Source organism: Corynebacterium sp. MSK074, assembly GCF_030229735.1.
Taxonomy (GTDB): domain Bacteria; phylum Actinomycetota; class Actinomycetes; order Mycobacteriales; family Mycobacteriaceae; genus Corynebacterium.
Genome location: NZ_JASPIX010000011.1, coordinates 56,918 through 68,500, shown reverse-complemented (window position 1 = coordinate 68,500; position 11,583 = coordinate 56,918). Strand labels below are relative to the sequence as shown.

Annotated in this window: 15 protein-coding genes; 9 read left to right on the top strand and 6 right to left on the bottom strand. The window is 58.1% G+C overall.

Annotated elements, in window-relative coordinates:
• Nucleotides 1–416: 416 nt before the first annotated feature.
• Nucleotides 417–1,427: a pseudouridine synthase gene (locus tag QP965_RS09430; protein ID WP_502869260.1), complete on the bottom strand. Its 1,011-nt coding sequence runs from the start codon at nt 1,425–1,427 to the stop codon at nt 417–419.
• Here QP965_RS09430 and QP965_RS09425 point away from each other — a divergent pair.
• The 4 genes from QP965_RS09425 (at nt 1,408) to QP965_RS09410 (ending at nt 3,548) form a co-directional block, all read left to right on the top strand.
• Nucleotides 1,408–1,551 (top strand): hypothetical protein, encoded by a 144-nt coding sequence (locus tag QP965_RS09425; protein WP_005325337.1) that lies wholly within the window; start codon nt 1,408–1,410, stop codon nt 1,549–1,551. The two genes, QP965_RS09430 and QP965_RS09425, sit on opposite strands and share 20 nt — an antisense overlap.
• Nucleotides 1,552–1,592: 41 nt before the next feature.
• Entirely contained in the window at nt 1,593–2,492 is a 900-nt protein-coding gene (locus QP965_RS09420; RefSeq protein ID WP_005325338.1) for a universal stress protein, read from the top strand.
• 120 nt (nt 2,493–2,612) lie between these two features.
• Nucleotides 2,613–2,861 (top strand): GlsB/YeaQ/YmgE family stress response membrane protein, encoded by a 249-nt coding sequence (locus tag QP965_RS09415; protein WP_284844759.1) that lies wholly within the window; start codon nt 2,613–2,615, stop codon nt 2,859–2,861.
• Nucleotides 2,862–2,939: 78 nt separating this feature from the next.
• The gene (locus QP965_RS09410) at nt 2,940–3,548 is read left to right on the top strand and encodes a TetR/AcrR family transcriptional regulator (protein ID WP_284844758.1); all 609 of its coding nucleotides are present in this window, start codon (nt 2,940–2,942) and stop codon (nt 3,546–3,548) included.
• Here QP965_RS09410 and yidC read toward each other — a convergent pair.
• Nucleotides 3,505–4,449 carry a membrane protein insertase YidC gene (gene yidC / locus QP965_RS09405; RefSeq protein ID WP_005325343.1) on the bottom strand — a complete coding sequence of 315 codons (945 nt, stop codon included), beginning with the start codon at nt 4,447–4,449 and terminating at the stop codon, nt 3,505–3,507. The genes QP965_RS09410 and yidC overlap by 44 nt on opposite strands.
• A gap of 33 nt (nt 4,450–4,482) precedes the next feature.
• Between yidC and QP965_RS09400 the strand changes: the two genes are divergently transcribed.
• Both QP965_RS09400 and QP965_RS09395 read left to right on the top strand, forming a co-directional pair.
• Nucleotides 4,483–5,145, top strand: coding sequence for a class E sortase (locus QP965_RS09400; protein ID WP_005325345.1), 663 nt, complete (start codon nt 4,483–4,485; stop codon nt 5,143–5,145).
• Nucleotides 5,145–5,297: a hypothetical protein gene (locus QP965_RS09395; protein WP_049377502.1), complete on the top strand. Its 153-nt coding sequence runs from the start codon at nt 5,145–5,147 to the stop codon at nt 5,295–5,297. The genes QP965_RS09400 and QP965_RS09395 overlap by 1 nt, the downstream gene beginning before the upstream one ends.
• Here QP965_RS09395 and QP965_RS09390 read toward each other — a convergent pair.
• Nucleotides 5,294–5,830, bottom strand: coding sequence for a DUF2020 domain-containing protein (locus QP965_RS09390; protein ID WP_239278638.1), 537 nt, complete (start codon nt 5,828–5,830; stop codon nt 5,294–5,296). The genes QP965_RS09395 and QP965_RS09390 overlap by 4 nt on opposite strands.
• Here QP965_RS09390 and QP965_RS09385 point away from each other — a divergent pair.
• Together QP965_RS09385 and QP965_RS09380 are read left to right on the top strand one after the other, a co-directional pair.
• The gene (locus QP965_RS09385; RefSeq protein ID WP_284844757.1) at nt 5,829–6,992 is read left to right on the top strand and encodes a sensor histidine kinase; all 1,164 of its coding nucleotides are present in this window, start codon (nt 5,829–5,831) and stop codon (nt 6,990–6,992) included. The two genes, QP965_RS09390 and QP965_RS09385, sit on opposite strands and share 2 nt — an antisense overlap.
• A 37-nt stretch (nt 6,993–7,029) precedes the next feature.
• A complete protein-coding gene (locus QP965_RS09380) occupies nt 7,030–7,668 on the top strand; it encodes a LuxR C-terminal-related transcriptional regulator (RefSeq protein WP_023020112.1) in 639 nt (212 codons plus the stop codon).
• Here the strand turns inward: QP965_RS09380 and QP965_RS09375 are convergent.
• Both QP965_RS09375 and QP965_RS09370 read right to left on the bottom strand, forming a co-directional pair.
• Nucleotides 7,665–7,961: a histone-like nucleoid-structuring protein Lsr2 gene (locus tag QP965_RS09375; RefSeq protein ID WP_350309477.1), complete on the bottom strand. Its 297-nt coding sequence runs from the start codon at nt 7,959–7,961 to the stop codon at nt 7,665–7,667. The genes QP965_RS09380 and QP965_RS09375 overlap by 4 nt on opposite strands.
• Nucleotides 7,962–8,162: 201 nt before the next feature.
• Entirely contained in the window at nt 8,163–8,795 is a 633-nt protein-coding gene (locus QP965_RS09370) for a DUF6474 family protein (protein ID WP_284767268.1), read from the bottom strand.
• Nucleotides 8,796–8,864: 69 nt separating this feature from the next.
• On the opposite strand from QP965_RS09370, the gene QP965_RS09365 reads away from it, so the two are divergent.
• Complete coding sequence (locus QP965_RS09365; protein WP_284844755.1) at nt 8,865–10,298, top strand: TM0106 family RecB-like putative nuclease; 1,434 nt, start codon at nt 8,865–8,867, stop codon at nt 10,296–10,298.
• On the opposite strand, the gene QP965_RS09360 is transcribed toward QP965_RS09365, so the two are convergent.
• Nucleotides 10,285–11,583 (bottom strand): copper oxidase, encoded by a 1,299-nt coding sequence (locus QP965_RS09360; RefSeq protein WP_284844754.1) that lies wholly within the window; start codon nt 11,581–11,583, stop codon nt 10,285–10,287. The genes QP965_RS09365 and QP965_RS09360 overlap by 14 nt on opposite strands.

The following is an 11,583-nucleotide window of genomic DNA, read 5'->3' as shown; positions in this document are numbered from 1 at the left end:
AGCTAAGCCTGCACACGCTGATGGTACTGCAACCGGGAGGTTGTGGGAGAGTAAGTCACCGCCGACACCAAACAACACAACAACTCAATATTCAAAGGGAAGAGGACGGACAACCACCGTCCTCTTCCCATTTTTCACGTTTTACGGAAGCCGTCGTTGCTGGACGGAACTCCTGGCGAGCTGCATGCCGCCGTTTCTCCTCGTCGCTGAAGTTTATAGGCATGAGACGCCCCAAGAGAACACTTCAGGACTCGCAACTTGTTGTGTCCCCGCACCCAGCTGTGCTTATTCCTGGGGATCTAAGGATAAGGAATGCCTCGGTGACTTCCACTTATCCAATCGTATAAAGCGTCTGTCTTGGTTCTATTTTTCGCCACGTGACAGTTTCACGGGCTACACAATAAATAATATGACGGCTACGTGTGATCGATTAAGCGGTGCGTGTAGAGGGGAAGGGCGGACTCAAACTCCCGGTATTTCCCGCTGAGCGGGTCAGTGAATTCGATGTGCGTTGCTGTGAGGTGCATTGGGATCCGCATATCCTCCGCGTCTTCAGGGAAGATTTCTGGATAGACAGGATCACCCAAGATTGGTATACCAGCCTGCCACATGTGGAGACGCAATTGATGGGTCTTGCCCGTGGTGGGTTTGAGTGTGTATTTGCCTAATTGCGGCAGGACACCGTGGATTTTTTCATACGGCGCGTTATCTATTAGTTCTACTGCAGCCAGAGTAGTAAACGCGTTGGGGCTGCCATCGCCTACGCGGCCCTGGATTTCGCCGGGGGTCTTAGTGAGGTGGGAGGCCCACTGTAGGGGCGTCGGAAAGCGGCGGTATTCGGCGATCGCCTGATAGGTTTTTTGTACCTTCTTTTCCGCGAAGAGGGTTTGGTAGGCGCCCCGAACATCGCGATGCTTGGTGAATAACAAAATTCCCGAGGTAAGTCTGTCGAGGCGGTGCGCCGGTGCGAGCTCGTCGTTACCTGTCATTCGCCGCAGTTGGACTGTAGCGGTCTGTACGATGTGGCGTGCGCGAGGCATGGTTGCCATAAACGGCGGCTTATCGGCGACGAGGATATGTTCATCCTCGAAGAGAATGGGGACGTCGTAAGGCACCGGTGTTTCGGGTGCCGGCATCCGATAGAAGAAGACGTCCTCGTCCTGGCTCAATATCGAGTCCGGTCGGAGCTTGGTTTGATTGCGTAGAACTACCTCGCCAGAGTCGAAACGCGCTTGGAGCGCCGAGGCGTCGTCGTCGGGATGTCGGTGGCGTTGTGCCGAAATGACTGCACTTAGAAAATCCCAGGCTGTTATGCCTGCCTCGGGAGTGCGCACGCGGGTTGGATTCAGGCCGTCTTTAATTGGCAAAGGCGTGAAACCTTTTTGGCGATGTATTAATGTTTTGTTCATGGATTTTAACTCTCTCATTGAACCGGTTGTTGCCTTTTTCTCTGAAGGTATTGGCGCCGTAATCCGCACCGTCCTGGAGTTTGTGTACACCGTTATGTTCCCGTCGAATTCCGAGGCTGCAACCGTCAACCCTCAAGCCTAATCCGTACTACAATTAAGGTATAACCACCGAAAGGACACATCATGGCTAAGGAAGACATTGTAGTCGTTGCCGTTGACGGTTCGGATGCATCCAAGAATGCAGTACGTTGGGCCGCAAATACGGCTATGAAGCGCGAGATTCCGCTGCGAATCGCATCCAGCTACACCATGCCACAGTTCCTGTACGCGGAGGGCATGGTTCCGCCTAAGGAGCTTTTTGACGACTTGCAGGCCGAGACCCTCGAGAAGATCGAGGAAGCCCGCGCCATCGCTCATGAGGTAGCCCCAGAGCTGAAGATTGGTCACACCGTGGCCGAGGGCTCCCCGATCGACATGCTGCTAGAAATGTCGCACGATGTCACCATGATTGTTATGGGCTCTCGCGGCATGGGTGGCCTATCCGGCATGGTGATGGGTTCCGTCTCCGCTTCGGTAGTATCCCACGCCTCTTGCCCGGTGGTCGTCGTTCGCGAGGATAATCATGTTACGGACTCCACCAAGTACGGCCCGGTCGTTGTTGGCGTGGATGGTTCCGAGGTTTCGCAGAAGGCTACGGCTTATGCCTTCCGCGAGGCACAGGCCCGCGGTGCTGCTTTGATTGCCGTGCATACTTGGATGGATATGCAGGTGCAGGCTTCCTTGGCGGGTCTGTCGGCCGCTCAGTCCGAGTGGGCTGATATTGAAAAGGAGCAGAGCGAGCTTCTGACCGAGAATCTGAAGGAGCCACGCGAGGAGTATCCGGAGGTTGAGGTAAAGAAGCTCATCACCCGCGATCGTCCAGTAAGCGCTTTGACTGAGGCTGCAGAAGGCGCGCAGCTTTTGGTTGTTGGTTCGCACGGTCGTGGCGGCTTTAAAGGTATGCTCCTGGGCTCGACCTCTCGCGCACTGTTGCAGTCCGCACCGTGCCCGATGATGGTTGTCCGTCCGGATGAGGAAAGCTAAAAACTGCTGTTCATAGAGCGCTTCGCCCACAAGGGCGGGGCGCTCTTGTTGTTGTGGAGCCGCCTTAGGTAGTGTGCGCTCGTGTACGCTAAGGTATGACCGCTAATTTAGGAGGATTGCATGAATTTGGGTTTGGGGCTCTTTAGCTCGATTATCATCGGTATCATTGCCGGCTGGCTGGCAGAAAAGATTATGAAGCGCGACCACGGCCTGCTGACCAACCTTTTTGTCGGTGTGCTGGGTGGCATTATCGGCGGAATGATTATCCACTTCCTGAATATTGAGGAAGGTGGATGGATCTTCTCCTTGATTGCCGCTACGGGTGGTGCTTGTATCCTGTTGTGGATCGTGGGGCTCATCAAGAAGTAGCCCGAATTTAATTCGCGTACAAACCGGTTTGTCTATAAAGTATAGATGAACCGGCTTTGTCGTTTTAGAGAGGAACCCATGGCAGAGAAGAAGTCGCGCCGTAATCGGCCCAGCCCGCGCAGCCGGCTGCTGGAATCGGCGACCAAGCTTTTTACCACCGAAGGCATTCGTGTCATCGGAATTGACCGCATCCTGCGCGAGGCGGATGTGGCTAAAGCTTCTTTGTACTCCTTATTTGGTTCCAAAGACGCGCTCGTTATCGCTTATGTAGAATCTTTGGATGAGAAGTTCCGCCAAGATTGGGAACAGCGTACCGCGGAGATGACGGATCCGGATCAAAAGATCCTGGCCTTTTTTGATAAGGCGATCGAGGAAGAACCCCAGCAGGAATTCCGCGGCTCTCATTTCTTGAATGCGGCCGGAGAGTATCCGCGCCCAGAAACCGAGGCGGAACACGGTATCGTGGCTGCCTGCGTTGAACACCGTAATTGGGTGCACTCCACCCTGACGGCCTTGCTAACAGAGCGCAATGGTTACCCATCGTCCTCGCAGGCGAGCCAGCTGCTGATTTTCTTGGATGGCGGCCGTGCGGGTGCTCGGCTCACCAAGGAGATTGGGCCGCTGCAGACGGCCCGCGACCTAGCTACTCAGATGCTTTCTGCTCCCCCTGCTGATTATTCGATTTAAGGTACTTTCGGGCCTCCATACGTAGCTGGCTGACCCGCTTCTTCTCCTCCTTGGAGAGGGCGGGTTCTTTTTCGCGCTTGCGCCAGCGACGAATGCTTTCGCGGCGCATAGCGTGGACATCCTCAGTAAGCGGGTAGTCGCGGTGCAAAATGATCTCAAAGATAGCGGTTTGGATCAGCATGAAGAGATATGCGCATCCCCAGTACAGAATGATGGCTACTGGGATAGGTCCAGTTTGGGCCAGGTGCCACAGGAAGAAAGGGATTACCAGCAGCAAAAAGCCCATGAGAATAAAGACGCGGCGGTTGACCTTCTGATCAAATTGAGTGGTGCGGAAACTGCGCACGAGGGAAATGACGGAATTAGCCATGGTAAAGGCGATGGCGGCAATGAGGATGGGATTGATGAGGTCGCCGTGCTCGCGGGCGAAATCCGTCAGCGGAGCGCCGTAGAAGGTGGTTTCGCGGAAGGCCGAGACGTCGGAGGCATTCAGCATGCCCACGGTGGTGGAGCCGCGCTCAATATTGGACATGCGCAGGAGCACTTGATAAAGGCCGATGAAGGCCGGAATCATGATGAGCGGGGGAACACAACCTGCTGCGGGGTTGTAGTTATAGCTCTTCATGAGGTTCTTTTCCTCTTGCATGAGCTCCGCCATCTCTTCGGTGGTGGTGGCGTTATTCATCTGCTTTTTGATGCGGTTATTCTCCGGGCGGATGAGTGCGCCGATGCGGGCGGAGCGTACGGATATCCAGTTCAAGGGAACAACGACGCCGCGCACGGTGATAACCAGCAGGATGATGGAAATCAGCCAGGCCGTAGATTCACCGACGAAGCTGCTGATGAGCCAGTGCCAGAATTTCATGATTCCGGAAACTGGGTACATGAAGACTTCGTACATGCTCAACCTTTCATGGGCAGTATGGTTTAAGGCATGACTAAAGTTCTTGGGGAACTCATGCTAACCATTGGCGTGGTTCTTTTACTCTTTGCATTCTATGAAGCCTATTGGACAAATGTAGAATCCGGTCAGCTGCAGGAGGAGGCGAGCGCCCACCTCGAAGAGCAATGGCGCAATCCCCGGCAGAAGTTGGAGCCGGAGTTGGGTGAGGCGTTCGCGCAGCTGTACATTCCCACGTTCGGTTCTGACTACCGCTTCGCCATCATTGAGGGCACCAATGAAGATGACCTGCTGCGCGGCCCTGGCCGCTACGTGGATTCCCAGATGCCGGGAGAGATGGGCAACTTTGCGGTTGCGGGCCACCGCGTGGGCAAGGGGGCTCCCTTTAATGACTTGGGCAAGCTAGAGACCTGCGATGACATCGTGGTGGAAACGCAGAAGGAGCGAATTACCTATCGCGTATTGCCCATCGATGGCGAGCAGGCGGATTGTTTCAATGGAATTCCGCCGGAGTATTCCCATGTGGCTGGTCGGCATATTACGACGCCTGGCGACGTCTCGGTGACTAACCCCGTGCCAGAGTCGGACGCCGAACCGAGCCGCGAGATCTTGACCTTGACCACGTGTCACCCGCAGTTTTCCAACGCGGAGCGCATGATTGTGCACGCTATGGAAGTAGAAAAAGAGGAGAAATAATGTATCGCGCTTTGTGGAATCTCTTGCCGGGGCCGACGCCGGTGAAGGTCATCTTGGCCATTGCTATTGCGGTGGGAGTCTTTTTCCTGCTGATGGAAGTGGTATTCCCGTGGCTGTCGCCGATGATGCCGTATAACGACGTCGCGGTTTAAAGGCCCAAGTTGGCGATCGCTTCGTGGGCGATTTGCTCTGACTTCACGGTTTGTTGCTGGTTGCTCCACACCAGTACCGCGTGCGTGTCCTTTTGCACCGCGTACACGGCATGCTCATTGACTACGCCCCGACCGCCTTCCCAGCCGTCGAAGGAGGCGGGTTCGGTGGCGTCGATAGGCGCGGCCCAATCCACTGCGGCGCGGGCGTCGTCGACCGTGGGCATATCGCGCACGATGACGGTGGCCTGTGGCTCGTCCTGGTAGGACCAAAAGACGCAGGCCGGGGTGGGAAAGCGCGTGTCGATGCCCTGCTTGGTCAGGCGCTGGCCGTTGGTTTCTTCGAGCCAGCCGGGGCCGATGTAGGGGCAATCGCTCCAGTCATTGACTTCCGCGGTTTGGGCGACGTTAACCTCCGGTGCCTCCGAAGCCTCCGGAGTCACCGTGGTGGTGGGTGCAGGGGTGGGTGCGGATGAATCGCAGCCGGCGATCCCAAAGGTGGCTAGGGCGAGTAGGGGAAGTAGGCTTTTGCGCATGAGCTCCACAATAGACCGGGATACCGATGCGTTGCGCACCGGCATCCATATCCTGACCGCTGGCCTGCTGGTGGTAGGCATTTTTACTTCCGCGCGGATGCCGCTTTCGCAAGCAATCATCAACCTGCTGCTTTTGGTGGGCTTTGCGGCCGTGTACTTCGCAGGCTCGGTATACGGGGAATATTGGGCCCGGCCTGTGCGCTACCTGTGGCTGTGTATACTCTCGGTGCTGTGGGTGGCGGACCTGTTCGTAGCACCGGCAGCAATCTATTTGGTCTTCGCCATGTTCTTTTTGTACCTCACGGTGCTGGACATGGCGGCGGGCATCGCGTGCGTCATCGTTGCCTCGATCATCACCGTGGTGGTGCAGATTCCGCAGGGTCTGACGTTTGGCGGTGTCATGGGGCCGGCGGTCTCGGCGCTGGTGACGATAGCAATCACCTACGCCTTCCGGTCGCTGTCGCGGATGAATAAAGAGTTGATTGAAACCCGTTCACAGCTGGCAGCCACGGAGCGCGATGCCGGCATGGTGGCCGAACGTCAGCGCATTGCGCACGAGATTCATGACACCCTTGCCCAGGGACTGTCTTCCATTCAAATGCTCCTGCATTCGGCGGACCGTGATCTGGATAAGCAGGACGCGAGCAAAGCGCGAGAGCGCATCGAGCTGGCCCGCAGGACGGCCGCGGATAACTTGCACGAAGCACGGGCAATGATTGCTGCTTTGCAGCCGCCGACGCTCAATGAGGCATCCCTTGAGGCCGCGTTGACCCGTATGGCGGAAAATTTCGGCACTACTGGAGATATCCACGTCGAGGTGGAATCTGAAGGAGAGGTACAGCAGCTGCCCATGAAGGTAGAGGCGGCGCTGCTGCGGATTGCGCAGGGCGCTGTGGGGAACGTCGTCAAGCATGCAGAAGCAAGCCGCGCCCGGATCACGGTGACCTATGAGGGCGATGAGGTGCGCCTGGATGTGGTGGATAACGGCAAAGGCTTTGATCCGGCCGCGGTGGAAAGTGCCCCGGCTGGACTGGGGCATATTGGGTTGGCCGCAATTAGGCGCCGCGCACAAGAGCTAGGTGGGGAGGTCGTTGTTGAATCCGCGCCGGGGGAGGGCACTGCCGTGTCAGCTAGTATGCCCTTAGGCAACCGGGTAGATTAAACTTTTGGTTGACAATGACATCGATAGGAGGAATGTCGTGATTCGGGTCCTATTGGCAGATGACCACGAAATCGTCCGGCTGGGTCTGCGGTCCGTGCTCGAGGGCGCAGAGGATATCGACGTCGTAGGGGAGGTCGCTACGGCCGAAGCTGCGGTGTCGGCAGCGCAGGCGGGTGGCATCGATGTCATTTTGATGGACCTGCGCTTCGGCGCGGGTGTGGAAGGGACCCGCGTTATGGGCGGCGCGGAGGCAACCGCGCAGATTCGCTCCGCGATGGCCACCCCGCCCAAGGTCCTCGTGGTTACCAACTATGACACTGATGCGGATATTCTCGGCGCTATCGAAGCCGGCGCCGTGGGCTATTTGCTCAAGGATGCTCCTCCGCAGGAGCTGCTTGCCGCAGTGCGCTCGACTGCGGAGGGTGATTCGGCGCTATCTCCCATCGTGGCCGATAGGCTGATGACTCGCGTGCGTACGCCACGCACCTCGCTCACGCCGCGTGAGCTCGAGGTCTTGCAGCTGGTAGCAGCGGGGGCGTCGAACCGGCAGATTGGCCAGGACCTCATGCTGTCTGAGGCTACGGTAAAGTCCCACCTTGTGCACATTTATGACAAGTTGGGCGTGCGCTCGCGCACCTCTGCTGTGGCGGCAGCGCGCGAGCAAGGCGTGCTTTAATTAGCGGCGTTATGCGCCTCGATAACGTCCTGGGGGATCTTTCCGCGGTGCGCCACTGGCAGGCTTTGGGTGCGGGCCCATTCGCGGATGTGGCTGGGGCTTGCCCGCTGCGCATCGAGCGCGGGGGCTATGCGGGCGGCGTCCACGTAGGGGGCGAGCAGATTATGGAAATGCCGCGCGTTATCCGTGGCGAGATCGATACGGTAATTTTGACCGTTTACGCTGAAGCGAACGACTTCTAGCTGGTCTTCAGGGATTAGGGTGTGGTCCAAATCGTCGTAAAATTGGGTCACTTCACGGCGGGACGTATTTCCTCCAATTTTAAAAATTGCACCAAGTACAGAGAGCATAAACGGTGTTAAAGGGGTAGGGCGGTGAGAAGATGATCAGCAACTTTTCTGGCCGAAAATACTTTTCCCGAAAAATCCCGGATCTTTATAGAAAATAATTAAACGCCACCACCGAATAGGAGGCGGTGGCGGCGTGTATCTCTTTTACTGGGCCAGGCGCTGCTGGATTTCCGCAGTAATGGAGTCAATTTCCGAGCTAATGGTCTTGTGAGCGCGGCGACGCTGCTGTTCGGTCATGAACTCGGCATTATCGATGGCGGAGTCTACTTCTTGCAGACGGTCACGCACATCGCGTTTGAAGCCGGCCGGAACGTCCGTGTTATCGAGGGAGTTGCGGATGCCGGCGGTGCGGGCCTTGAGCGGCGCACCGTAGCCGGAGAAGGAAGCCATCTGATCCGAGCTCACGCCCGCCTTAGCGGCCTTGCGCTTTTCGCCCTCGGTCTTCAGGCCCACGTAACCGCGGTAGAGGAGCGGCAGCAGCAGGGGTGCGGCGGTGCGCAGTGCACCGGCATAGCGCTTGATGTTATCGGAGTTAAAGCGGCCGGCCTTGAGCTTGGCTAGCTCGTTCTTGGCCATCTTCTCCTCGTGCTTGCGGCGCTTCTTAAGGCCCTTTTCCTCCGACTTAATGAGGTGCTTTTCCTGCTTGGCCAGGAGCTTTTGCTGGCGGCGGCGGTCCTTAGACTGGGCCTTTACCTCTGCCTTGGCGCGGGTTTTGGCGGCCTTTGCCTGTGCGCGTGCTTCTTGGCGGGCCTTTTTAACTTTCTTCAGAATGCTCATTAAATTTCCCTCACGTTTGATCGAGTCTGGATTCAACTTTACCTTGCCGTTCTATTAAGCTCACCCGGTGTGGAGGATGTGGTTGTTGCTTCGGATCTTGTGGGGTGCCGCTACCGCTTAGTGCAGCGGCGCGCGCACCCCAAGATGCCGCGTACCCATGCCTCGATTGCCCGGGCGGAACGCCACGCGGCCGCAGCGGAGGCCGTCATGCAGATGTTTCCCCGCAAGGGCTCTGGCAGGTTTCGCCGCATAGATCTGGAAGGTGATGAGTGGGAGCGCTCCATGCGCACCCTTGAGGCCTTAGCTTCCGGGTATACGCACATCACCAACGCGGTCTTCGCCACCGCGGAGTGGATGGTGCGCGTAGATTTGCTGCTGCGCGAGGGTGATAAGTACACCCCAATTATCGTGTCCAATCACCGTGTGGCCCGCAAGAATGACACCAAGACGACGCCGGCGGTACCCACCCATCGCTTGGGCCTGAGTGAGCCGCTTGAGGCGCCGTATAAGCTGCGCCATCATGCGGTAGATGGCTACCGCTTAGCGTTTGCCGCCCGTGCTTTGCAGGATCTCGGGCTCGATTCTGGCCGGGGCGGGGCCATCGGGCAGGACCGCACCCGGGCATTTTTTACGGAAACAGCGAAGTTTGATCTGGAACGCGCCTGGAATCAGCCGCTTCCTACCGCGCCGGTGCGGGTTAAGGAGTGCGCGAGCTGCCGCTTTTGGTCCTTGTGCGAGCAGGAGCTGGTGGCGGCGGATGATATTTCGCTTTTCCTGTCCGGCGATCGTGCTAAGCCTTACCGCGAGCGCGGGATTACTACCGTGCAGGCGCTTATCGACGCCGACCTGGGCGAACCCTCCCGCCTTGCTGCTGCCTGGCGCGCCGGGGAGGTGTTGCTGCGCCGCGGCGACGTGCACGTTCCGCGTGCGGACGTGGAGGTAGACGTGGACATGGAAGCTTACCTGGACCAGGGCGCGTACCTATGGGGGGCCTGGCACGACGGTAACTACGTCCCGTTCGTTACGTGGGAGCCGTTGGGCGGGCGCGCCGAGGCAGAGAACTTTGCGGCCTTCTGGCGCTGGCTGATGGATGTGCGTGCTAAAGCCCATGCGGAGGGCAAAACCTTTGCTGCATACTGCTACTCGGCCCACGGTGAGAACCATTGGATGCGCATGTCCGCGCAGCGCTTCCGCGAGGTGGATGAGCGGGAAGTAGAAGAGTTTATCTCCTCACCGGAGTGGGTGGATATGTTCGCCCACGTCAAAAGATCCTTCGCCGGTCCCTTCGGCCTAGGCCTAAAGGTAGTCGCCCCAGAAGCGGGGTTTACCTGGCCAGAAGAAGACTTCGACGGCGAAGAATCCGTGAACGCGCGCCGCGAGGCGCTAGCCGGTGACCTCGTGGCGCGGCAGCGTTTGCTGGACTATAACTCCGGCGACGTCCAGGCCACCCGCGCGGTTCGCGAGTGGATGGATGCCGGCGCGCCAGGTACTACAGCGCTGTAAATATGGCGTAGATGACTGCGAGGATCGCTATGCCCGCATAGACCTGGTTCCATTCTGGCCCGGGCTTAGGATCCGGACCCTCCGCCTTCTTCATCAAAACCTGTTTCTGGGCCTTGACCGCCCGGGCGATGAGCACGGGGTAGACCGCCAGGGACAGGATGCACAGGAGGGAGGCGACCACCTTAAGCAGGGAAATATCGGTGCCGATCCAGATGAGCAGGCCGCCGTTGACGAAGGTGGCGCGCAGGAGGCCGAGTTTGTCCAGTTGCTGCAAGCCCGCCCGGACGGCAGCGGGGCCGCCACCCATGGTGCTGGGCAAGAGGTAGCTCATCACGCCGATGAGCAGTTGACCGGCAAACCCCACCAGCAAGGCGAGGGTGGGCAGCGCCGGCTCGGGCATAAAGAAATGCTGCACCGTGTAGTACACCAAAGACAGCACCAGCCATAGCGAGGCCATGAGTACGGAGACCGAGGCAAAGGTGATGCGATCGCGCGGGTCCTTAGCCACCGTCAGTACATTAGCGAGCCACTGCTGCAAGCTCAGCGCCCAACCGCAGCAGTAGGCGATAAGGCCCAACTGGGGGAAGCCGAGGAAAGCGCCCACGATGGTGGCAACCACACCGACTGCGAGCAGCGCAAAGGAGGAGTGCATGTGGCGATTAATACCTTGGGTCCGCCAGATGGAGGGGAAAAGGATGGTGAGAGAACCGGCCGCGGCCAAGCCGATGAATCCTCCGATATTGGCAGCTATATGGGCAAGCAGGAGTGTGGGATGTCCGGGATAAACGGCCAGCAGCCCGCCAAGGATGGCACCCACCGGCAGGCACAGGGCGGAAAGTACATAGGCGCCCACTACGGGGCGGAAGCGCTTATCTTTGGCACCGCGCCATTGCTGGAAGAGCGATACCGCATGCCAGAGCATCATCAGTGCAATGAGCGTGGCGCCCACCTGGGTGACAATCCAGTGCTGGGACCAGAACTCCATGAGGATTTGGCCGATTAACGCGAGGATGATTCCGGCATTGAGGCCATAGATGCGGGCCAATTGGGTAGGTCGAGTGGATTCGGGGAGGCGCTGTTGGGTGAATTTCTCCGTGAGGTGCTGGGACCACACGATGATGCTATTGCTTACCAGTCCGAGGGTAAAGAGGTGGATGAGTACCCACCGGTAGTTCGGGACCAAGGTATGCGTTGCACCCACGAGGATGAAGACCATCATCCACAGGGATACGGGACGGGAGGCCTTGCGGTGCCATGTCCGCGCCGACCACTTATTCTCAGGCAT